Source organism: Rhodobacter flavimaris (assembly GCF_021378075.1).
Taxonomy (GTDB): domain Bacteria; phylum Pseudomonadota; class Alphaproteobacteria; order Rhodobacterales; family Rhodobacteraceae; genus Rhodobacter; species Rhodobacter flavimaris.
This window is the reverse complement of the sequence record NZ_JAJUOS010000016.1, coordinates 1-21,674: the sequence shown is the minus strand read 5'-3', so window position 1 is coordinate 21,674 and position 21,674 is coordinate 1. Positions and strand designations below refer to the sequence as shown.

At 66.4% G+C, this 21,674-nt stretch carries 24 protein-coding genes and 1 riboswitch; of the genes, 12 read left to right on the top strand and 12 right to left on the bottom strand.

Going from position 1 to position 21,674, the window contains the following annotated elements; translation table 11 throughout:
• Nucleotide 1 precedes the first annotated feature (1 nt).
• Both LZA78_RS16230 and cobJ read left to right on the top strand, forming a co-directional pair.
• On the top strand, nt 2–742 hold the full coding sequence (locus tag LZA78_RS16230) for a precorrin-2 C(20)-methyltransferase (RefSeq protein ID WP_233677962.1): 741 nt from the start codon (nt 2–4) through the stop codon (nt 740–742).
• Nucleotides 739–1,479 carry a precorrin-3B C(17)-methyltransferase gene (cobJ, locus tag LZA78_RS16225; protein WP_233677961.1) on the top strand — a complete coding sequence of 247 codons (741 nt, stop codon included), beginning with the start codon at nt 739–741 and terminating at the stop codon, nt 1,477–1,479. The genes LZA78_RS16230 and cobJ overlap by 4 nt, the downstream gene beginning before the upstream one ends.
• Here the strand turns inward: cobJ and LZA78_RS16220 are convergent.
• Nucleotides 1,449–2,207: a cobalt-precorrin-6A reductase gene (locus tag LZA78_RS16220; protein ID WP_233677960.1), complete on the bottom strand. Its 759-nt coding sequence runs from the start codon at nt 2,205–2,207 to the stop codon at nt 1,449–1,451. The two genes, cobJ and LZA78_RS16220, sit on opposite strands and share 31 nt — an antisense overlap.
• Here LZA78_RS16220 and cbiE point away from each other — a divergent pair.
• The 9 genes from cbiE to cobF all read left to right on the top strand — a co-directional run bounded on the left by cbiE (nt 2,206) and on the right by cobF (nt 8,902).
• Nucleotides 2,206–3,396: a precorrin-6y C5,15-methyltransferase (decarboxylating) subunit CbiE gene (gene cbiE, locus LZA78_RS16215; RefSeq protein ID WP_233677959.1), complete on the top strand. Its 1,191-nt coding sequence runs from the start codon at nt 2,206–2,208 to the stop codon at nt 3,394–3,396. The genes LZA78_RS16220 and cbiE overlap by 2 nt on opposite strands.
• Complete coding sequence (locus tag LZA78_RS16210; RefSeq protein WP_233677958.1) at nt 3,378–3,743, top strand: cobalamin biosynthesis protein; 366 nt, start codon at nt 3,378–3,380, stop codon at nt 3,741–3,743. The genes cbiE and LZA78_RS16210 overlap by 19 nt, the downstream gene beginning before the upstream one ends.
• Nucleotides 3,740–4,528 carry a precorrin-4 C(11)-methyltransferase gene (cobM, locus tag LZA78_RS16205; RefSeq protein WP_233677957.1) on the top strand — a complete coding sequence of 263 codons (789 nt, stop codon included), beginning with the start codon at nt 3,740–3,742 and terminating at the stop codon, nt 4,526–4,528. Before LZA78_RS16210 ends, cobM begins: the two co-directional genes overlap by 4 nt.
• A complete protein-coding gene (locus LZA78_RS16200; RefSeq protein WP_233677956.1) occupies nt 4,525–5,850 on the top strand; it encodes a cobyrinic acid a,c-diamide synthase CobB in 1,326 nt (441 codons plus the stop codon). The genes cobM and LZA78_RS16200 overlap by 4 nt, the downstream gene beginning before the upstream one ends.
• Entirely contained in the window at nt 5,847–6,572 is a 726-nt protein-coding gene (gene cobA / locus LZA78_RS16195; protein WP_233677955.1) for a uroporphyrinogen-III C-methyltransferase, read from the top strand. The genes LZA78_RS16200 and cobA overlap by 4 nt, the downstream gene beginning before the upstream one ends.
• Nucleotides 6,569–6,886 (top strand): DUF1636 family protein, encoded by a 318-nt coding sequence (locus LZA78_RS16190; protein ID WP_233677954.1) that lies wholly within the window; start codon nt 6,569–6,571, stop codon nt 6,884–6,886. The genes cobA and LZA78_RS16190 overlap by 4 nt, the downstream gene beginning before the upstream one ends.
• 56 nt (nt 6,887–6,942) lie before the next feature.
• A riboswitch (cobalamin riboswitch) is annotated at nt 6,943–7,160 on the top strand.
• A 33-nt stretch (nt 7,161–7,193) separates the two neighbouring features.
• Nucleotides 7,194–7,358, top strand: a complete 165-nt coding sequence (locus LZA78_RS16185; protein WP_233677953.1) for a CbtB domain-containing protein — start codon at nt 7,194–7,196, stop codon at nt 7,356–7,358.
• A gap of 10 nt (nt 7,359–7,368) precedes the next feature.
• Nucleotides 7,369–8,097 carry a CbtA family protein gene (locus LZA78_RS16180; RefSeq protein ID WP_233677952.1) on the top strand — a complete coding sequence of 243 codons (729 nt, stop codon included), beginning with the start codon at nt 7,369–7,371 and terminating at the stop codon, nt 8,095–8,097.
• A 52-nt stretch (nt 8,098–8,149) separates the two neighbouring features.
• Nucleotides 8,150–8,902, top strand: a complete 753-nt coding sequence (gene cobF, locus LZA78_RS16175) for a precorrin-6A synthase (deacetylating) (RefSeq protein WP_233677951.1) — start codon at nt 8,150–8,152, stop codon at nt 8,900–8,902.
• Here cobF and LZA78_RS16170 read toward each other — a convergent pair.
• The 9 genes from LZA78_RS16170 to LZA78_RS16130 form a co-directional block, all read right to left on the bottom strand.
• On the bottom strand, nt 8,886–9,494 hold the full coding sequence (locus LZA78_RS16170; protein WP_233677950.1) for a GNAT family N-acetyltransferase: 609 nt from the start codon (nt 9,492–9,494) through the stop codon (nt 8,886–8,888). The two genes, cobF and LZA78_RS16170, sit on opposite strands and share 17 nt — an antisense overlap.
• Before the next feature lie 137 nt (nt 9,495–9,631).
• Nucleotides 9,632–10,672 carry a heme-dependent oxidative N-demethylase family protein gene (locus tag LZA78_RS16165; protein WP_233677949.1) on the bottom strand — a complete coding sequence of 347 codons (1,041 nt, stop codon included), beginning with the start codon at nt 10,670–10,672 and terminating at the stop codon, nt 9,632–9,634.
• 9 nt (nt 10,673–10,681) lie between these two features.
• Nucleotides 10,682–11,629 carry a PDR/VanB family oxidoreductase gene (locus LZA78_RS16160; RefSeq protein ID WP_233677948.1) on the bottom strand — a complete coding sequence of 316 codons (948 nt, stop codon included), beginning with the start codon at nt 11,627–11,629 and terminating at the stop codon, nt 10,682–10,684.
• Nucleotides 11,626–12,228, bottom strand: coding sequence for a dimethylamine monooxygenase subunit DmmA family protein (locus tag LZA78_RS16155; protein WP_233677947.1), 603 nt, complete (start codon nt 12,226–12,228; stop codon nt 11,626–11,628). The genes LZA78_RS16160 and LZA78_RS16155 overlap by 4 nt, the downstream gene beginning before the upstream one ends.
• Before the next feature lie 63 nt (nt 12,229–12,291).
• On the bottom strand, nt 12,292–13,428 hold the full coding sequence (locus tag LZA78_RS16150; protein ID WP_233677946.1) for an aminomethyl transferase family protein: 1,137 nt from the start codon (nt 13,426–13,428) through the stop codon (nt 12,292–12,294).
• 59 nt (nt 13,429–13,487) lie between these two features.
• Complete coding sequence (locus tag LZA78_RS16145; RefSeq protein ID WP_233677945.1) at nt 13,488–13,667, bottom strand: hypothetical protein; 180 nt, start codon at nt 13,665–13,667, stop codon at nt 13,488–13,490.
• A 26-nt stretch (nt 13,668–13,693) separates the two neighbouring features.
• Nucleotides 13,694–15,073: an ammonium transporter gene (locus LZA78_RS16140; RefSeq protein WP_233677944.1), complete on the bottom strand. Its 1,380-nt coding sequence runs from the start codon at nt 15,071–15,073 to the stop codon at nt 13,694–13,696.
• Nucleotides 15,074–15,186: 113 nt separating this feature from the next.
• Entirely contained in the window at nt 15,187–17,559 is a 2,373-nt protein-coding gene (locus tag LZA78_RS16135) for a trimethylamine N-oxide demethylase (RefSeq protein ID WP_233677943.1), read from the bottom strand.
• Between the two features lie 61 nt (nt 17,560–17,620).
• On the bottom strand, nt 17,621–18,964 hold the full coding sequence (locus LZA78_RS16130; protein ID WP_233677942.1) for a trimethylamine monooxygenase: 1,344 nt from the start codon (nt 18,962–18,964) through the stop codon (nt 17,621–17,623).
• 171 nt (nt 18,965–19,135) lie between these two features.
• Between LZA78_RS16130 and LZA78_RS16125 the strand changes: the two genes are divergently transcribed.
• The gene (locus LZA78_RS16125; RefSeq protein WP_233677941.1) at nt 19,136–20,422 is read left to right on the top strand and encodes an ABC transporter substrate-binding protein; all 1,287 of its coding nucleotides are present in this window, start codon (nt 19,136–19,138) and stop codon (nt 20,420–20,422) included.
• On the opposite strand, the gene LZA78_RS16120 is transcribed toward LZA78_RS16125, so the two are convergent.
• Both LZA78_RS16120 and LZA78_RS16115 read right to left on the bottom strand, forming a co-directional pair.
• Nucleotides 20,406–21,131, bottom strand: coding sequence for a FadR/GntR family transcriptional regulator (locus tag LZA78_RS16120; RefSeq protein ID WP_233677940.1), 726 nt, complete (start codon nt 21,129–21,131; stop codon nt 20,406–20,408). The two genes, LZA78_RS16125 and LZA78_RS16120, sit on opposite strands and share 17 nt — an antisense overlap.
• Nucleotides 21,132–21,300: 169 nt before the next feature.
• A partial coding sequence (locus LZA78_RS16115; RefSeq protein ID WP_306798987.1) for a formyltransferase family protein occupies nt 21,301–21,674 on the bottom strand: 374 nt, incomplete at its 5' end.

Below are 21,674 nucleotides of genomic sequence, written 5' to 3'. Positions count from 1 at the left end.
TATGGGCAGGATCATTTGCGCGGGCCTTGGCCCCGGTGACCCGGAACTGATGTCAGTGCGCTCGGATCGTGCGATCCGGGGCGCGGCCCATGTCGCCTATTTCCGCAAGAAGGGCCGCAAGGGTCAGGCGCGCCAGATCGTCGAGGGGATGCTGGCCGAGGGCGCGCTGGAATACCCGATGGAATATCCGGTCACGACCGAGATCCCCTTCGACAGCCCCGAGTATATCCGCCTGCTGGCCGAGTTCTACGACGACTGGGCGAACCGCCTGGCCGATCTGGCCGCCACGCAAGAGGTCGTCGTGCTGTGCGAGGGCGACCCCTTCTTCTACGGCTCGTTCATGCATCTTTACATCCGGCTCAAGGACCGGGTGCAGGTGGACGTGATCCCCGGCATCACCGGCATGACCGGCTGCTGGAACGTGACCGGCCAGCCGATCACCTGGGGCGACGATGTGCTGACCATCCTGATGGGCACTCTGCCCGAGGATGAGCTGGCCGCCCATGCCGCAGGTTCGGATGCGCTCGTGATCATGAAGACCGGCCGCAACCTGCCGCGCGTCAAACGCGCGCTGGCGCGCGCGGGCCGGTTGGGCGAGGCCTGGCTGGTCGAGCGCGGCACCATGAAGGGGCAGCGCGTCGATCGTCTGGCCGATGTCGAGGATCACGACTGTCCCTATTTCGCCATCGTCCTTGTCCATGGACAGGGCCGCCGCCCCGAAATCGCGGAGGCCGCGGAATGAGCGGCTGGATCGCCGTTGCGGGGCTTGGGCCGGGGGCCGAGGATCTGGTGACGCCCGCGGTCTCGGCGGCGTTGGCCGAGGCCACCGATGTGGTGGGTTACATCCCCTATGTCGCCCGCGTCGCCGCGCGCGAAGGGCTGACGCTGCACCCCTCCGACAACCGGGTGGAGTTAGACCGCGCACGCCACGCGCTCGAGATGGCGGCCGCGGGCAAGCGGGTCGTCGTGGTCTCCTCCGGCGATCCGGGGGTTTTCGCCATGGCCTCTGCGCTCTTCGAGGCGCTGGAAGTGGCGCCTGAGTTCGCGCAGACCGACATCCGCATTCTGCCCGGCATCACCGCCATGCTGGCCGCCGCCGCCCATGCCGGGGCACCGCTTGGGCACGATTTCTGCGCCATCAACCTCAGCGACAACCTCAAGCCTTTCGAGATGGTCGAGCATCGTCTGCGCCATGCCGCGCGGGGTGATTTCGCGATGGCCTTCTACAACCCGCGCTCCAAATCCCGCCCGCATCAGTTCGAGCGGGTGCTGGAGGTGCTGCGCGAAGAATGCGAGCCGGAGCGGCTGATCCTGTTCGCGCGCGCGGTCTCGACCCCGGAAGAGCGGATCGTGACCGTGTCGCTGGCCGAGGCGACGCCCGAGATGGCCGATATGCGCACGGTCGTGATCGTTGGCAATTCGGCGACGCAGCGGGTGGGCAAATGGGTTTACACGCCGCGCTCGGCAGGGGGGCGTTGATGGGCGATCCACGCCAGGGCCTGGTCCACGCTGGCCACCGTTTCGCGCGGCGGCAGGGCGGGGCGGTCGATCAGGATCACTGGCAGGTGCAGGGCGCGCGCGGCGATCAGCTTCGCCTCGGCCCCGGCACCGCCGGCATTCTTGGCGACGATATGGGTGATGGCGTGGGCGCGCAGCAGGGCCTCGTCACCCTCGGGCGAGAAGGGGCCGCGGGCGATCACGGCCTGAGCGTCGGGCAGGGGCAGGGCGCCCTCGGGCGGATCGACGAGGCGCAGCAGGTAATGGTGCTGGGGCTTGGCGGCAAAGGCCGTCAGATTCTGCTTGCCGATGGCGAGAAAGACGCGCGCCGAGGCATCGGGCAGGGATGCGATGGCGCCCGCAATGTCAGGCACATGGGTCCAGCTGTCACCGGGTTGCGCGGCCCATGCCGGGCGTTCCAACGCCAGCAGCGGCGTGCCGCTGGCCGCGCAGGCGGTGATCGCATTTCGGCTCATTTGCGCGGCGAACGGGTGGGTTGCGTCGATCACATGGGTGATCGCCTCGGCGCGGATGTATTCGGCCAGCCCCTCCGGCCCGCCAAAACCGCCGACCCGCGTGGGGATCGGCTGGGCCACGGGCGCCTCGGTCCGGCCGGCATAGGAAAAGACTGCGGGCAGGCCTGCCTCGGCCAGCGCGCGGGCCATGCGGCTGGCCTCGGTGGTGCCGCCCAGAAGAAGGATGCGCGTCATGGCTGATCCGTGGCTGACAATCGTCGGTCTGGGCGAAGATGGCCTTGAAGGGCTGTCGGATGCAAGCCGTGCCGCGATTGCGGGCGCCGAGGCGATCTTTGGCGGCCCGCGTCACCTTGATCTGGTGGCGGCGGACGCGCGCGGGCGTGCCTGGCCTGTTCCCTTCGATATCGCCCCGGTGCTGGAGTGGCGCGGTCGCGCGACCGTGGTGCTGGCCTCGGGCGATCCCTTCTGGTTCGGTGCGGGCAGCTCCCTTGCCCGCCATCTGGAGCCGGGCGAGTGGCGCGCGATCCCGCTGGCGGGGGTGTTCTCGTTGGCCTGCGCGCGGATGGGCTGGAAGATCGAGGAAACGGTCTGCATGGGTCTGCACGCGGCGCATTTCGCGCGGCTGCGCCCGGTTCTGGCGCGGGGTGTGCGCGCGGTGGTAACGCTGCGCGATGGCACCGCCCCGGCGATGCTGGCCGAATGGCTGGTTGCGGCGGGCTTCGGTGCGGCACGGCTGACGGTGCTTGAACGCCTTGGCGGCCCGCAGGAGCGGCTGCGGCAGGCGACCGCCGAAGGTTTCAATGTTACCGAGATTGCGGCGCCCGTGGCGGTGGCCATCGACGGCGCGGACCTGCCCAAAGACGCGGGGCTATCGCGCGCCTCGGGCCTGCAGGATGACGAATTTCAAAGCGACGGCCAGATCACCAAGCGGCCCGTGCGTGCGCTCACTCTCTCGGCGCTCGCACCGCGTCCGGGCGAGTTGCTGTGGGATATCGGCGGCGGGTCGGGCTCGATCTCGGTCGAGTGGTGTCTTGCGGGCGGTCGCGCGATCGCGGTAGAGACCCGCGCGGATCGCGTGACCAACATTCGCGCAAATATCGCTGGCTTCGGTCTGGAAGGCCGGATGGAGGCTGTCGAGGGCCGTGCGCCTGAGGCTCTGGCGGCGCTTCCCCTGCCGGATGCGGTCTTCGTGGGTGGCGGCGGCAATGCGGCGCTTTACGCGGCGTTGTGGCCGATGCTGCCCGCAGGCACGCGGCTTGTGGCCAATGGTGTGACGCTGGAAACCGAGGCGCTTTTGGCGCAGATGCAGGCCGATCATGGCGGCGATCTGCTGCGGATTGACCTTGCGCAGGCCGCACCCCTTGGCGGAATGCGCGGTTGGAGCGCGGCGCGCCCCGTGGTGCAATGGAGCGTGGTGAAATGAGGGTTGCGGGGGTCGGGTTCAACAGCGCCGCTACACCTGAGGGCATCACTGCAGCCCTGCGCGCAGCCGAGGCCATCACGGGGCCGGTTGCCGTGCTCGCGACCATCAGGCACAAGGCGGATCAGTTGGCCCATCTGGCATCGGCACTTGGCCTGCCGGTCAGCGGCCATGATGTGGCGGGGGTGGCGACGCCCTCGCAGTCCGACCGGGTGCAGGCGCTCTTTGGCACCGGCTCGGTCGCCGAGGCGGCGGCACTTGTGGCGGCGGGGCCCGGCGCGCGGTTGATTATGGGGCGCGTGGCCCAAGGCGGTGTGAGCGTGGCAGTAGCGGAAGGAAAGACGCAATGACGGTGCATTTCATCGGGGCGGGTCCGGGGGCGGCCGATCTGATCACCCTGCGCGGGCGCGATCTGATCGCCTCCTGCCCGATCTGCCTTTATGCGGGCAGCCTTGTTCCCGAGGCGCTTCTGGCGCATTGCCCGCCGGGCGCCAAGATCGTTAACACCGCGCCACTGTCGCTTGACCAGATCATTGAAGAGATCGCCGCCGCCCATGCCGAGGGCAAGGACGTCGCGCGGCTGCACTCGGGCGATCTGTCGGTCTGGTCGGCCATGGGCGAGCAGCTGCGCCGTCTGCGCGCGCTCGACATTCCCTATGACGTGACGCCGGGCGTGCCCTCCTTCGCAGCTGCCGCCGCGACGCTGTGCGCCGAGCTTACGCTGCCCGGCGTGGTGCAATCGGTCGTGCTGACGCGGACCTCGGGGCGGGCGACCTCGATGCCCGAGGGTGAAACGCTGGAGAATTTCGCGCGCACCGGCGCGGTGCTGGCCATTCACCTCTCGGTTCATGTGCTGCCGCAGGTGGTCGAGGAGCTGACCCCGCATTACGGTGCCGATTGCCCCGTAGCCGTCGTTTGGCGCGCAAGCTGGCCCGATGAGCGCGTGGTGCGCGCCACGCTCGGCACACTGGAAACCGCGATTGGCGAGGAGATGGAGCGCACGGCACTGATCCTTGTAGGTCGTTCGATCGGCGCCGAGGAATTCGACGAGAGCCGCCTTTACGCGGGCGATTACGACCGCCGCTATCGGCCCGTGGGCACAGAGCCGCGCTTTCCCGGAACGGGGCCTGAATGACGCCCGGGCTGATCATATCGGCACCGGCCTCGGGGTCAGGCAAGACCACGCTGACGCTGGGGGTGCTGGCGGCGCTGCGCGCGCGTGGGCTGGATGTGCAGCCGTTCAAATGCGGGCCGGATTACATCGACCCGGCGTTTCACGCGGCGGCGGCGGGGCGGGCCTCGCTCAACCTTGATGCCTGGGCGATGGGGCGCGGGCAGTTGGAGGCTCTGGCCGCAGTCGATGCCGATCTGATCCTGGCTGAGGGCGCGATGGGCCTGTTCGATGGCGTTGCCACGCCCGGCGAAACCGGAACGGGGGCGAGCGCCGATATCGCCGCGCTGATGGGCTGGCCGGTGGTGCTGGTGCTTGATGTTTCTGGACAGGCGCAATCGGCGGCGGCGGTGGCCAAGGGCTTCGCGTCGCTGCGTCCGGGTGTGCAGGTGGCGGGTGTCGTGCTGAACAAGGTGGCCTCGCCCCGGCACGAGGCATTGGTGCGCGCGGGCATGGACGAGGCCGGGATCGAGGTTCTGGGTGTCTTACCGCGCGCGGCGGGGATCGCCCTGCCCGAGCGGCACCTGGGCCTAGTGCAGGCCGAGGAAACCGATGCGCTGGATCACCTGCTGGCGGAAGCCGGGCGGATCGTGGCCGAGCATTGCGACCTCGATCGGATGATCTCGGTCGCCGCGGGGCGGGGGCGCGGGCCGGTGCCCGGCCCGCGCCCCCACCTGGCCCCCCCCGGTGCGCGGATCGCACTGGCGCGGGACGCGGCATTTTCTTTTGTCTATCCGCATCTGATCGCGGAGTGGCGCGCCGAGGGGGCGACGATCCTGCCTTTCTCGCCGCTGGCCGACGACGCGCCCGACCCGAGCGCCGATGCATGTTGGCTGCCGGGTGGCTACCCGGAACTGCATGCGGGCCGTCTGGCCGCGGCCGAGACCTTCCGCGCGGGCTTGCGTGCTTTCGCGCAGACCCGTCCCGTTCACGGCGAATGCGGCGGCTACATGGCGCTTGGTTCGGGGCTGGTTGCGGCGGATGGCACGCGCCACGCGATGGCAGGGCTTTTGGGCTTGGAGACGTCCTTTGCCAAGCGGCGGATGCATCTGGGCTACCGGCTGGCGCGGCTGGCCGCCCCCGTCGGACCGCTGGCCGCTGGCACCGCGCTGCGGGGCCATGAGTTTCACTATGCGACGATCCTGTCGCAACCCGATGCGCCGCTGGCGCAGGTCGTCGATGCCACCGGTGCCGCCGTCCCCGAGACCGGATCGTTCCGGCAGATGCCGGGCGGCGGCTGCGTCAGCGGCACTTTCTTTCACCTGATAGCTGAGGCCAGTTCATGAGCGGTTTCGTATCCTTCGTTTCCTCGGGGCCGGGCGATCCCGAGCTGATCACGCTCAAGGCAGTGGATCGGCTGGCGCGCGCCGATGTGGTGCTGTTCGACGACCTCGCCTCGGGGCCGGTTCTGGGCCATGCCGGTCCGCAGGCCGAGCTGATCGCGGTGGGCAAGCGGGCGGGCAAGCCCTCGGCCAAGCAGGAATACGTCAATGCGCTGCTGGTTGAGCACGCCTCGGCGGGCAAGCGCGTGGTGCGGCTCAAGTCTGGCGACTCCGGGCTGTTCGGGCGGCTTGAAGAAGAGCTGGTCGCCCTGCGCGATGCCGGAATCGGCAGTGAGATCATCCCCGGCGTGCCCTCGGCCTGTGCTGCTGCTGCGGCGGCGGGCATTCCGCTGACCCGGAGGCTGACCGCGCGGCGGGTGCAATTCGTGACTGGCGCCGATGTGACCGGCGGCCTGCCCGAATCGATCAACTGGGCGGCGCTGGCCGATCCGGGGGCGACGACGGTTGTGTTCATGGGCAAGCGCACTTTCCCGCGCCTGGCCGAGGGGCTGATGGCGCATGGGCTTGCGCCGGAAACCCCCGCGATGCTGGCCGAGGCCGTGGGCCACCCGGAACAGGCGATCCATCGCACGACCGTCGCGGCTCTGGCGCGGCAACTGGGCGATGCGCGCTCGGACCACCCGGCGCTGATCCTTTACGGGCCGCTCGCGGATGTGACCGCGTGAGGATCTCGGTCTGCACCAGCTGCGCGCTTGGCCGCGCGGGCTTCGGCGCAACGCTGGAGGCCGCGCTGCGCGGGGCCGGCATCAGCGGCGAGGTGCAGGGGATCGAGTGCATGTCGGGCTGCACACGCCCTTCGAGTCTGGCCTTCCGCGCAGAGGGCAAGACCGCCTATCTCTTTGGCGATCTGACGCCCGAGGATCTGCCCGACCTGCTCACCTTCGCGCGGCTGTATGCGGCCTCGCCCGACGGGAACTTCGCCGATGCGCGCCCGCTTGGCGCGCTGCGCACCAAGGCGCTGGCGCGAATCCCGGGCTGAGGGTCGCATTCGGCGCCAAAGCGCCGCGATTGTCCTTGACCGCTCAAGGCGCCGCTGAGTAGATGGAAGGGCAAGGTGTCCCATCAGGTGCAAAGCATCGGGACTGAAACGGGAATGGGGAACGGGCGGACCAATCGAGGCGCCCCGAGCCCCAGCCGCCCCCGCGACTGTAAGCGGCGAGCGGTCCTCGGAATGCCACTGCCCGCAAGGGTGGGAAGGCGAGGACCGACTGTGACCCGCGAGCCAGGAGACCGGCCCTGCAAGGTGTAACTTAACGCCGTCGGGTGTGACGGCTGGGAGATATGACATGACGACTCTTTCCTCGGTGAAAACCACCTCGGGTCTGGCTTCGGTTCTGGCGATGGTTGTGATGGGCTTGGCCCTGATGTTCGTGGCTGGCCACGCGCAATCGGCGACCCTGCACGATGCCGCTCACGATATGCGCCACGCGACTGGCTTCCCCTGCCACTGATCCGCTACGCATGTTCCAACGAATGTTGACCGGCGCGTTGTTCGCCGGTTGTGCAGCAGGGCTGATTGCCGCTCTGCTGCACTTCGCTTTCGTGCAGGAGGTTATCCTGCTCGGGGAACGTTACGAAACGGGTGAACTGTCGCATTTCCAGGGCTCGGCGCCGGAGGCTCCGGCCGATCATGCGCATGAGGCCGGGACGGCTAACGATCACGCAAATGGTGCCGAGGCTGCCGATCCGAACGCGCTGACGCGCAACGGTTTGACGGTTCTCTTCACCATCCTGATTTACGTCTCCTATACGGGGCTTCTGGTGGCGGGCTTCGGTCTGGCCGAGACCCTTGGCAAACGGATCGGAGCGGTCGAGGGGATACTGTGGGGCATCGCGGGCTTCGTGAGCTTCCAGCTTGCCCCCGCGCTTGGGCTGCCGCCCGAACTGCCGGGCACGGTGGCCGCCGATCTCGGCGATCGCCAGGTCTGGTGGTGGGGCACGGTGGCGCTGACCGGCACGGCGCTTGCGCTCTTGGCCTATGGGCACCATGCGTGGAAATATCCGCTGGCCGTGGGCATGCTTGCGCTGCCGCATATCATTGGCGCGCCATCGATCGACGAGTATTACGGCGTTGCCCCGCCCGAGGTCGGCGCCATGTTCTCGGCGCGCGTGCTTGGGGTCGGGCTTGTGGTCTGGGCGGTGCTTGGCTGGTTTGCCGGGCAGCTCTGGGAGCGCAGCAGGACGGCGTAACGAAACATTGGGAGGAGCGCGCCGCGCTCTTCCCGCCATCAAGGAAGACGAAATGATCGAACTGACGCTGATCGGAATTGGCACCGGTAACCCGGGGCATCTGACGCTTCAGGCGATTGCCGCGATGAACGCGGCCGAGCTGATCCTGATTCCGCTCAAGGGCGCGGACAGATCCGATCTGGCCGGGCTGCGACGGACGATGTGCGAAACGCATATCACCAATCCCGAGACGAAAGTGGTCGAGTTCGCTCTGCCGGTGCGCGATGCGGCGAACCCCTCCTATCGGCAAGGCGTGGACGACTGGCACGATGCCATCGCCGCTGCGTGGCAGGATGAGATCCGCGCCCATGTCGGCGACAGCGGCAAGGTCGCGCTTCTGGTCTGGGGCGATCCGTCGCTTTACGACAGCACGCTGCGGCTGGCCGAACGGCTCGCGCGCGTGATGCCGGTCATGACCCGCGTCATTCCGGGCATCACCGCCATTCAGGCGCTCTGCGCGGCGCATGCCATCCCGCTCAATGAGATCGGCGCGCCGGTGCAGATCACCACAGGCCGCCAGTTGCGCGACCACGGCTGGCCCGAGGGCGTCGATACCATCGTCGTCATGCTTGACGGTGAATGCTCGTTCACCCATCTCGCGCCGGAAGGTATCGAGATCTGGTGGGGCGCTTTCGTCGGCATGTCCGAGCAGATCCTGCGCGCGGGCCCGCTGTCCGAGGTCGGCCCGCAGATCGTCCGGACCCGCGCCGTGGCGCGGGCCGAACATGGCTGGATCATGGACATCTACCTTATGCGGCGGCGCTGAGACCCGGTTCCGGCGCGAAGACAAAGCGGTAGTCGTGGCCAAGCAGGGTGCCCTCCGCGCCGAACCGCCGTGCCAGCGCCACCATCGCCCGGTTCTCGACTGATGTGAACAATACCAGCGGCACGCCCTCGTCGCGGGTGGCCAGCCGGATCGCCTGCAGCAGCATTCGCGCGCCGACGCCACGGCCCTGCCAGCGTTCGAGCACCGACAGGCCAAGCTCCAGCGCGGGCTGGCCATCGACCATCGTGGGCGCAAGCTCGGCCACCGCGATCAGCCGCTGCCCGACCCTTGCGCCAAGCAGGCGATGGGTCTGCCAGTCAAGCTGGCGATAGTGCCTTTCGATCGTGTCATAGCCCGTTCGGGCATTGAACCGCGCACTGCGCCCCGAGGCCGAAAGCGCGATCGTGTGCAGGATCAGCGCCACGGTATCCGTGGGGCCGAGCGCATCGATCCGGCCTTTCCAACCCTTGCGCGCGGGATGGCTCAGCGCCCCAAAAAGCGCGCTCAGCCAATGCCGGACACCGGTCAGCGATACCGGGTTGCCGGGTCGTTCGTAAGTCAGGGTCGGTTTGAAATTTGCGATCTGCGGCATGGATAGTCTCCCACCATTCATGCCTCCCCACGCAACGAGATAATGCTGCAGTGCAGAAATCCAAGATGAAAATGCGCAAGGCCGCTATGCCGGACGATGGCAAAGCGGCCTTGCAGGGATGGAATGACGAGCCGGGCTCAGTCCGGGAAGATGCCCGGCGAGGTGGGTTCACCGTCGTCAAACTGCGCCAGATACGCGACGATCGTCGGGCGGTTGACCGCGAAACCCTTGTATTCGGCCAGCTCGTCGGGCAGGTCGCGCAGCACCCGGTGCAGTCGGCGGCCCCATTTCGGCACGCTCACCAGATCCTCGAGCGAGAGCAGGTAGCAGCGGATCGGGAAGGCAATCGCGTTCGAGCGCGGCAGCCGCCACAGGGTCTGCAACTCGACCCGCAGGTATTGCTTGGAACCGACGGTCTCGGGGGTGATGGTGCGCTTTTCCGGGCCCCATTTGTGGTAGTTCTCGGGGCTGGTGTCGAGGCGCGGGTTGACCGTCATCGTCCAGTTCAGCCGCCGCACCGGGGCGCCCTGCTGCAGATTGAGCAGGAACTTCAGCGCGCGCTGGAACACGCCCATCTCATGCGCCTTGGGCACCGGGGCGTGCCATTCGAAGAAGTTCATCCCGATGTCGAAATCGAGCGACCAGTCCGCTTGGCTGGTGATCATGCCCGCATCCATCCACAGGTTGCCCTCGCGCTGATCCAGCAGCGCATGGTCGCCCTGGGTCTGGCGGGTGATGTATTCGAGCGGCCCGCAGGGCAGGGTGGTGGTGTCGAGGAAGGTGAAGCGTTGCTCGATCCCCATTGGCTTGTTGATCCAGTGCCAACGGTCGCCGTCGCGGTGCAGCTCGAACAGCTCGGGGTAATCCTCGGCCTTCGAGGTCATGACCAGTTCAAGGAAATCCCACCCCGCCAGGTCCATATGCGGCAGCGACTGGCAGCGCATCGGGTCTTCGGCCAGGGTGATGGCGCGGTCCTTCATTTCCGAGACGTAATGCTCGTCCACGTCGAAACGCTTCTCGAAGGGCGAACCCGCGCGCCCGCCCGCATGCGGCTCGATATTGACCGAGTACATGTAGCTGTCCTGGTCGAACGGGAAGGGGAAGCGGCGGATGGCCTCGGGCGAATTGTGATAGGTGTAGTCGCCGCGGAAAGTCTCGTCGTTGAAGCGGATGGTCATGGCTGGCTCCTAGAGGTCGAGGGCGAGTTTCGCGCCCTGAAAGCGCGAGACGCAGGGCATGATCTTGGTCTGGCTGGCTTTTTCGTCGTCCGACAGCCAGTGGTCGTGATGCTCGATATGGCCGTCGCAGGCCGAGACGCCTGTTTCGCACCGTCCGCAGGCGCCGCCGCGACAGCTCCATTCGATCTCGACGTCGCTCGCCTCAAGCGCCTCAAGCAGGCTTTGGTGCGGGGCGACCGAGATGGTGCGGCCGGTTTTTTCCAGGGTCACCTCGAAGGGCGCGCCGGGGGGCGGCGACATGAAGACCTCGGAATGCAGCACGGCCTTGGGCCAGCCCAGGCGGCGCCCGGTTTCGGCTACGGCGTCGATCAACCCCTCGGGGCCGCAGGTATAGACATGGGTGCCAAGCGGCTGTGCCCCGAGGATCGCGCCCAGATCCATCCTGTTGCCTTCGTCCGAGATATGGACATGGATCTGAGGCACGTCGGGAAGCAGCTTCAGCCCCGCCGCCTCGTCGCGGCTGCGGGCGGCGTAATGCAGCTCGAACGGAACCTGAAGGCGCGCGATCTGGCGCAGTTGCGCGATGAAGGGGGTGATCCCGATGCCGCCCGCGATCAGCACATGCTTTTTCGCGCGCAGATCGAGCGAGAAGAGGTTGAGCGGCACGGAAAGGCGCAGCAGGTCGCCCACGGCCACCTTGGTATGCATGAAGCGCGAGCCGCCGCGCCCTGTATCCTCGCGGCGCACGGCGATCTCATAGCACGATCCGTCAAGCGGGTCCGAGATCAGCGAATAGGCGTTGCGGCGCAGGATCTCGCCGTCGGGCATCTCGACCACGATATGGGCGCCGCCGGAAAACAGCGGAAGCGCCGCGCCTTCGGGATGTTCGAAACGGAAGCGGGACACGAGGGGCGAGAGCGGCTCAATCGCGGTGACGCGCAGAAGCTGGCTTTTCATGGTTTGATCTCCTGGGCAGGCGGGACGATGCCGGGAGTTTCGGCATCGACGCAGACCCCCTGGAAGGCGCCGAGGCGGCGCGAGAAGTGGTCGCGCACGAAAAGGGTCAGGCCGCAATGCGCGCAGATGAAAGGGTCGGTGGTGACGTTCTCGGTCACGCCCTTGCAATGCACGCATTGCATCCGGCGCGCGACCGAGCCGCGGTGCTCGGTATGAATGGCATCGGCGGGCAGACCGGCGGCCAGCGCCTCGGCCGTCGCCTGACCGATCAGGCCTTCGGTTCCGGCAAGGTAAAGCTGGGAGCCCATATGCGCCTCGGCCAAGGCCTGGCGATAACGCTCAAGGCAGGCGGCGAAGCTCGGGGCCTCGTGATAAAGGCGCGCGCCAAGGGCGGCGAGGCGCGGGCCATGGGGGGCGCCCGCGGGGATATAGATCAGATGGGCGCGATCCATGACCGAGGCATCCTGCCCGGCAAGGTCGATCAGCGCCTCGGCACCTTCGGCATCGGCCAGCATGATGGCGGGCGTGGCGCCCTGCGAGGTCAGGCCCGCATAGACGGGGCGGCTGGCAATCGAGGGGGAGAACTCGGTTCGTGGCATGGTCGGCGTATTCCCTGTTAGAGAGGGGCGGGGCGATCTGACGCCGCCCCTGCCCGGTTGACGTCAGCCCTTGGCGGTGCGGCGCTTCTTGTCGGGGTCGTAGAAGGGCATCGGGCTGGAGACGGCGGCGATCTCGCCATGCGTGGCGCAGTTCACCGCCAGCTTGGTGCTGTCATTGGCGCAATCGACCGGGATGCGGGCGATGGCGACAGTGTGGTTGTTCAGCGGCGAGTACATCGCCTGCGTGACTACGCCAACCTGCTTGCCGTCCCTGAACACCGGCGCGCCGTTGCCCGGCACATTGGTGCCTTCAAGCTTGAGGCCCCAGATCTTGAAGCGTTCGCGGCCCTTGAGGCGGTAATGCTCTTCGGCGCCGCGGAACCCGGTCTTGCCCGGCGAGACGGTGAAGTCGAGGCCAAGTTCCCACAGCGTGTCGCCGGGGCCTTCGTTCTCGAAGGGATACATCTCGCTGTTGTCATAGGGGAAGAAGAGCAGGTAGCTCTCGGTGCGCAGCAGATCGAGCGTGGTGAAGCGGCAGGGGATGATCCCCATCTCGGCGCCTTCCTCGAGGATGCGATCCCAGATCATAGGCGCATCCTGACCGCGCACGAAAAGTTCATAGCCGCGCTCGCCGGTGTAGCCGGTGCGCGAGATCATCGCGGGCTTGCCAAAGAGCGAGGTCTGCATCTGGCTGAAATAGGCCAGGTCGCGGATGCCGGGGACGTATTTCTCAAGGTAGTCCACTGCCAGCGGGCCTTGCAGCGACAGGTCGTGCAGGTTGTCGTCGAAGCGGATCGAGACATCGCGGCCGGTGGCGGCCATGGTCAGCTGCTCATGCGCCTGGCCCGAGCCATGCACCACCATGAAGGCGTTCGGCCCGGTGCGGTAGATCACGCAGTCATCGACGAACTTGCCCGCGTCATTGAGCATGGTCGCATAGACCGAGCGGCCGGGCATCAGTTTCTCCACATTGCGCGTGGTGGCGCGGTCGATCACGTGGCTCGCGGCGGGGCCGGTGATATGCACCTTCTTCAGCCCCGAGACATCCATCAGGCCCGCCTTGGTGCGGATCGCCATGTATTCGGCCATCGGATCGCCGTCATAGGACCATGCGGTGCCCATGCCGCTCCAGTCCTCCAGGTCCGAACCCAGTGCCCGGTGCCGATCGGCCAGCGTCGAAAATCTCCAAGATGCGGTCATGATCTTTTCCTGTTCATTGAGGGGGGCGGGCGGCGGCAGGGCCGCCCGCGCCGTTTGGCTCAGTGTTTGCCGTTCTTGGCGGCGTCGTAGGCGTGCTTTTCGTGGCGCCAGCCGAGGATCACGGCGATCAGCACGCACAGGTAGCAAAGCCCGATCCAGAGGGGCTCGGAGCCCCCGAAACCGGCAAAGATCGCCCCGGTGATGCCGTCCCAGGTGTGGGTGTCAAAAGGTGCTTCCATGATGATATCCTTTCGAGATCAGCGGCTTATTCGGCCGGGGTGACGGTGGGGTGCAGGGCTTCGGGATAGGCCGAGGCCGGAACCTTGGTCTTGTCGAGGCCAAGAACCTCGGCTTCAGCAGGAACACGCAGCTGGCCGATAGCCTTGAGCACCCACGAAATGCCGTAGCCCGGCACGAAGCCCAGGGCTGCCATCACGACAGCGCCGACCAGCTGACCCATGAACGAGGTGTCGATGACATTCTCGCCCGCCAGCGCCGGATAGCCCTGCGCCGCGATGCCAACCACGACCACGCCCCAGAAGCCGAGGTACATGTGAACCGCAACGGCCCCCACGGCGTCGTCGATCTTCATCTTCTCGACGAAGGACGACACGAAGGGCATGGTCGCCGCGCCGAAGAAGCCGATCACGAAGGCCATCGGCGGGTACCACAGGTCCAGACCCGCCGCGCAGGAGATGATCCCGCCAAGCGCGCCCGACATCATCCAGAACGGATCGCGGGTGACCATCCAGGCACCGATGATGCCACCGGCCATGCCCATGAGGGTGTTGAAGGTCATTCCCGACAGCGTCATCGGCGTGCCGTAGATCGTCGTGGTGATCGCGCCAGACCAGCTCCAGGCCTCGCCGGGAACGATCACGCAGCCCATCAGGAAGCCCCAGAAGCCCGCGATGATCAGCATCAGCCCGATCAGCGTCATCGGCATCGAGTGGCCGGGGATCGCGTTGGCGGTGCCGTCCGGGTTGAACTTGCCGATACGCGGCCCGAGGTTGATGACAACGCCAAGCGTGAAGGCGCCCGCGATCAGGTGCACGACACCGGCGGCGCCGAAGTCATGATAGCCGAACTTGGTGACCAGCCAGCCATCGGCGTGCCAGCCCCAGGCGGCGCCCAGGATCCAGACGAACGCGCCCAGAGCCGTTGCCAGTACGACGAAGCCGGTCAGGCGGATACGCTCGATCAGCGCACCCGAGAGGATCGAGGCGGTCGTGGCGGCGAACATCACGAAAGCGCCCCAGAAGACGCCCGAGGAACGGTCGTCGAGGTTCGGACCCATGTATTCAGACCAGGGCGCGGCGATCGAGTTGGCATATTCCAGCCCCGAGATGGCCATCGGCCCCTCGGACAGGTCCAGCCCCGTCGGGAAGGCCCAGTAGATCCACCACCCCACGAGGTAGAAGAACGGCACGATCATCGCGAAGGCGAGGATGTTCTTGATGCCCGAGGCCAGCGCGTTCTTGGAACGCGAGGCACCCATTTCATAGGCAAGGAACCCGACATGGATCAGCACCATGATCGGGATCGTCAGAAAATAGAAAGTCTCGGCGAACATCGTGCCGGTCGAGCCGGCCTTCGCCTGAAGTTCGGCGACTGTCGCCGCCAGTGTTGCAAGGTCCTGTTCCACGTCCAAAGCTCCCTGTTTCGGTGGAAGGGGCGATTTTGCCCCGGTTTCTTGCCTCCCTTGGTCCGGTTGCCCGGTATGGCCGGGCTCCCACCCCCGGCCACGCACCCGATCCGTCAGGAGCGGGGACGTTCCTTCTTCGGGTCGTAATGCGGGAAGGAGGTGACCCGCGCCGCGATCCGTTTGATATGTCCGTCGAGGCGCCCGACCTCGACCGCCGTGCCCGGCTCGGCATGGGCCACGTCGATGCGGGCCAGCGCGATCAGGGTGTTGGTGCGCGGGCTGCGCATGGCCGAGCAGATCTCGCCCACCTGCGCGCGGCCGATGCGGATGCAATCGCCGTGCCCAACCGGGTCCTGCCCCTCGATCTCGAGGCCGACGAATTTGCGTGCGGGCGTTTCCTTGCGCCGGATCAGCGCCTCGCGCCCGACGAAATCGGCGGTTTTCGACTTGAGCGGCACGGTGAAGCCGACGCCCGCCTCGAACGGGTCGGTCTGGTCGGAAAAGTCGTAACCCGCGAAGACCAGCCCCGCCTCGATCCGCACGAGGTCAAGCCCGGCCAAGCCCATCGGCTTGATGCCAAGCGGCTGGCCCGCGGCCCAGATCGCCTCGAACACCTGCGCGCCGTCTTTAGGATGACAGAAGATCTCGTAGCCCAACTCGCCCGTATAGCCGGTTCGCGACACGACGATGGGCGCGCCCTCGGGGCCGCCGAGGCGCCCGACGGTAAAGCGGAACCAGCCCAGATCGGGGATGGCGGGCTGATGCCGCGGGGTCCAGACGATCTGGCCCATCAGCTCGCGCGATTTCGGCCCCTGAACGGCCAGATTGTGCATCTGGTCGGTCGATGAGCGGATCATCACGTTCAGGCCAAGGCGCTCGGCCTCTTCGCGCATCCACACGCCGCCCTCATCCGAGCCGCCGATCCAGCGGAAGTTCTGCGGCCCGAGGCGGAACAGCGTGCCGTCGTCGATCATCCCGCCATGCGGGTAGCACATCGCCGAATAGACGATCTGACCGTGGCCAAGCTTGGTCACGTCGCGCGTCAGCACCCAGTTCATCAGCGCCTCGGCGTCCGGGCCGGTGACCTCGAACTTGCGCAGCGCGCTCAGGTCCATCACCACGACGCCCTCGCGGCAGGCGAAATAGCTTTCGACCGGATCGGTCTGGGCGAAGGAGTTCGGCAGCCAGAACCCCTTGTATTCAACAAAGTCCTGGGTCAGCGCGGCGAAGTTTTCGTAAAAGGCGCTCTGGCGCGTCATAATCGGCTCCGCGTCGGGGGTGGCGCGCCAGGCCGATGCGCGCTGGAAACGCTCGGTCGCGGCATAGCTGCGCACATGGATGTCGGTGAGATGCCAGCCATTGGCGGCAGAGGTGTCGTCGGGGCAGGCCGACGAGACGCAGACCAGATCGGTCAGCGCGCGCATCAGCACATAATCGCCCGGGCGCGACCAGGGCTCGTCGGCATAGACCACGCCATGGGCGTCGATGCCGGTGTTGAAGAAGAAATTGGCGGCCATCCATCCTGCGCGTCCCGGAATGCCATAGGGATCGAGCGCGCGGTTGAAATTGTCCGAGCAGTTCGCGTGACCCGGATAGCCGATGTCGTCGTAGTATTTCGACGCGCAGGCCAGCCCGAAGGTGTCGTGCCGTCCGCAGGTATCCTGGATCACCTCGACCAGAGCGGTGAAATCCTGATCGTAGTATTTCGCGTGCAGGCCGGGCATCGGGTAGTTGTGGCCCATCAGCGTGCGCGTGGTGGTCACGTCGAGCGGGTTGAAGATGCCACGATCCACCTTGCGCGCGTCGAAGCACTGGAAGTCGGTGCATTGGCGGCCATCGACATCGAGGATCTGGATGTATTCGCCCGCGCGCACGACGTAGGCCTCGGCGGTGGCGGATTTCACACGCAGCTCCAGAACTGGGTCGGCCAGCGGATCGGGCAGGGCGAAACCGCCCGTAACGCGCGGAGTGGCGCGGGTGATGCGCAGGGTCAGGGGCGTTGCCGTGTCCTGCGCCTCGAAATCCATCGGCGTGCCGGGGGCTGCGACGATGATCCAGCCCTCGCCCTGCGCGGTGAAGCCCACGGCCTCGCCTGCGCGCGAGGTCGCGCCGAAAAGCCCGATCGCGCGGGCGTCGGCCAGCGCGATCCCAAGCGCGGCAAGGCGCGCGCGCAGAGCGTCCAGGCTCGGTTCGCGCGAGGTCAGCAGCGCGCGCAGGCCGGCGGCGGGACCGTCCGCCTGCCAGCCCAGAAGGCCCGCATCCAGCCGTCCATCAGGATGGGCGGCCAGCACTTCGCAGCGCTGCCCGCCCTCGTCGTTTGCAATCTCGATCCGGTCGCCCGGCTTGATCTGGACCACGACCGCGCCCGCGCCCGGAACGCTGTAGCGTTCGAGCGCGTTGGCACGGCCAAAGGCCTCGGCGCGGCGTGCCCGTGTGGGCTGCGGCGGACCGGGGCGGAACAAGGTGTCGGGCGGCAAGGGCAGCATCCGGTTGTCCTTGAAAAAGCGGGGGAGGCCGACGACGCGCCTCCCCCAGGAGGGACGAGGGTCAGTTCTGCAGGTAGGCTTCCATCGAGTCGTCCAGCGCATCCTTCCAGGGGGTGTGATGCGTGGGCGCCATCGTGCCGGTGATGACCGATTTGTAGCTGTGGTTGCGGAAGGCCATGATGTCCTCGGCCTTGTGGTGCTTCCACTCGAAGAAGGCCTCGCAGGCGCCATCCACGTCAAAGCTCGGGTAATCGGTGTCGGCGATCAGTTCCTTGACGTAGGCGCCCTGATACTTGATCGCGTATTTCACCTCGTCCGAGGCTTCCTCGCGGGCCTCGCGCTCCGACACGTCGGCCATCAGAAGCTGCTTGTCGGCGGGCACCTCGATGCGACCCAGGATGATGTCGCGCACATACCAGGCCTGGGCGTCGAACATGTTGAAGGTGAACCACTGGTCCTGCATGCCCAGGTAGAACATCTTGGGGTTATGCACATAGACCACGCCCTTGTAGAGGTCGGCGGTCGCCAGGCGGTTCTTGGTCTTCAGACGCAGCTCGTCGGGCAGGAAGGGGAAGTAGTGCTTGTAGCCGGTGCACAGGATGATCGCGTCGATATCCTTGGTGGAGCCGTCGGCGAAGAAGGCGGTCTTGCCCTCGACCTTTTCCAGCGCGGGCTTTTCTTCCCAGTTCGCAGGCCATTTGAAGCCCATCGGCGCCGAGCGATACGAGGTGGTGACGGTCTTGGCGCCATATTTCCAGCACTGCGAGCCGATGTCCTCGGCCGAGTAGCTCGAACCGACGAGGAGCACGTCCTTGCCGGCGAATTCGCGGGCGTCGCGGAAGTCGTGGGCATGGACGATGCGGCCATTGAACTGCTCGAAGCCCGGATATTCCGGCACGTTGGGCGAGGAGAAGTGGCCCGAGGCGCAGATCACGTGATCGAAGCGTTCCTTGTAGACGTGGTCCGTCTCCATGTCATGGACGGTGACGGTGAAGTCGTCTGCGGCCTGATCGTATTCGACCCAACGGATGACCGAGTTGAAGCGAATCCAGTCGCGCACGCCGGCCTTGAGCACGCGACCCTCGATATAGTCCACCATCACGGCACGCGGCGGGTAGGAGGCGATCTGCTTGCCGAAATGCTCCTCGAAGGAATAGTCGGCGAATTCGAGACCCTCCTTCGGGCCATTGGTCCAGAGGTAGCGATACATCGAGCAATGCACCGGCTCTCCGTTCTCATCGACGCCGGTGCGCCAGGTGTAATTCCACAACCCGCCCCAGTTGGACTGTTTCTCGAAGCAGACGATCTCGGGGATCTCGGCCCCCTTCTGGGCCGCCGACTGGAAGGCCCGGAGTTGCGCAAGCCCCGAAGGACCCGCGCCGATGATGGCAACGCGCTTGGTCATTTTAGTCTCCCTGTTTTCCGGTCTGAACCAATGTTTGCAACTGGTTCATTCGGCATGGACCAATATGGCGGCCATATATGACTTTTGGTCAATTAAGTTTCTTCGTGGGAATATGGACTTTTTGATTTTTTCAGCGTTTCAGGCCAATAAAAACGGGGTATAGATGAAATTATGAGCAGTTCATCATTCGCGCAGCGCCTTGCCGTAACTGGTTCCCTGCCCCGACTCGGTGGGCGGACTCGCGCACCGGTTCGGATTGGCTTCCTGACGCCGCTCTCTGGACCCGAGGAATATTGGGGTCGGCCGGGGCTTGAGGGGTGCCAGATCTGGGTCGACTGGATCAACGAATCGGGCGGGCTGATGGTGGCGGGCAAGCGCCACCTGGTCGAAATCGTCGCCCATGACAGTGCGCTGAGCTCCAAAGCGACGCTGGAGGCCGCGCAGGACATGGTCGAGCGGCAGCGCGTTCGCCTGATCCTGACGCTTGGCGGGGACAGTTTTGCGCCCGCGCTGCCCTATCTGATGGGCCGCCGCGCGCTGGTGGCGACGCTACTGCCTTCGGACCTGTCGCCCGACACGCCCTACCTTATCGCCCCGGCCGAGGTGCACCCGCTGTTCAACGTGACCGGAGTAGACTGGCTCGCACGCACGCAACCAGCCGCGCGCAGGGTGGCGTTGTGCAGCCAGACAGACAGCCTCGGGCTGCCGTCATTGGCGGTCTATCGCGCGGCCTTCGAGGCTGCCGGGCGTGATCGGGTCAAGGAGGTGCGCTATGCGCCCGACCATGCCGACGCCGGGCAGATCGTTGCCGCGATGCTGGCGGAGCAACCCGACATCCTGTGCTGGTGCTCCTCGGCGCCGCCGATGATGCAGGCCCTGACCGAGGCCGCCCATGCCCAGGGCTTCACCGGCCAGATACTTGCCTGCACGGCCGATGATTACCCTCGCCTGATCGCGCGCACCTCGCCCGAATTCATGGAGCGCTACACCTTCCAGTTCCCCGATTTCGACGATCCGGCACTGGCCGACACGGCGTTTTTCTTCCGCCAGCCGCAGGCGTTTTTCGAGGCCTATAACGCGCGTTTCCCGGGCGAGTGGAGCGCGGTGAGCTGGGAATATGCCTCGATCCTCGATCTGTGGCACAACGCGGTGGAACTGGCCGACACGACCGAGCCGGTCTCGGTTCTGGCAGCGATGAAGCGCGGCCAGCAGATGCCGCATGCCTTCGGCCCCGCACGCTGGTGGGGCGAGGAGATCTTCGGCATCGACAATGCGCTGGTGGGCGACTGGCCAGTCGTCGCGATCCACGACGGGCGCGCGCGGATTCAGGAGTTCGGCTCGGTTCTGAACTGGCTGGGGCAGAACGGAAAATTGCTGGCCCGTCACCTGGGCGAGTTGGAGCAGCTCTGGGATCAGCGCCTGCTGCGCCGGTTGCCGGTGCTCAGTCCTCTTGCATGAGTAGTTTCTGATCCTCGATCAGGCTGAGCTTCATGAACTCGGTGGCCTCTTCGATGTCGCGGGCGGCAATCGCGTTGAACAGCGCGTTGTAGCCGCGCTGGTAGGCGGCGATCCGGGCGGGTGTGAGGTGGCGGCGATACATGGCGGCGCGGAAGCTCTGGCGGCGGGCGTCGATCACCAGATTGTAGCATGCGATGAGCAGCGGGTTGCCCGTGCCGGTGGCGATCTGGCGGTGGAATTCTTCCTCGAGCCGGACGAAGGCGCCCGCGTCGGTCTGCACCGCCTCCATCTGCGAGAGCGTCTCGCCCAAAGCCTCGATCTGGCGCGGGGGCATGTTGATGATGGCCAGACGCACCATCTCGGGTTCAAGGATGCCGCGCACAACCTGGAGTTGCAGCGGCCCGGTTTCGGCGGCGACGGGCGCTGCGGATTCGCTTGCGCCATTGGGATCGTAGGTCACGAAGGAACCCGACCCCGCCCGGCGCCGGATCATCCCGCGCTCCTCGATCTGGTCGAGCGCCTCGCGCACGGTGTTGCGCGCCACCCCCAGATCCTGCGCCAGTTGCCGTTCCGAGGGGAGGCGCTCATCCACGCCATATTCCTGCGAGACGATGCGCATCGTCAGGGTGTCGATGACATATTGGACGGTGGTGCCGACGACGGGTTCGGACTGGCCGGCCGGTGTGTTGCGGCGGGGGGAAACGGGCACGATGAAATCCTTCGAACTGCCCCCTTGGGGGCGGTTGAAGGATAGCGCGGGGTGTCGGCGGGAATCCAGCCGGAAAAGGAAAAGGGGGCGTTGCCCCCTCGGGCCGAGTCGGCCCTCACCCCCAAGGTATTTCGACAAGGAGAATGGGGTCTCCTTGCCGAAAGTGGGGTCAGCCCATGCGCTCTGAAGCGTAGGAGCCGGGCGATGCGGGGAAGACGACGGTCTTGTTTCCGTTGAGGAAGACGCGGCGGTGAATATGAGCGTGGATCGCGCGGGCCAGAACCTGGCTTTCTACGTCGCGGCCGAGCGAGACATAGTCGTCGGGCGATTGGGCATGGGTGACGCGGATCGTGTCCTGCTCGATGATCGGGCCCTCGTCGAGGTCGGCGGTGACATAGTGCGAGGTCGCGCCGATTAGTTTGACGCCGCGCTCGAACGCCTGCTTGTAGGGGTTGGCGCCCTTGAACGAGGGCAGGAACGAATGGTGGATGTTGATGATCCGGCCCGACATCTTCTTGCACATCTCGTCCGAAAGGATCTGCA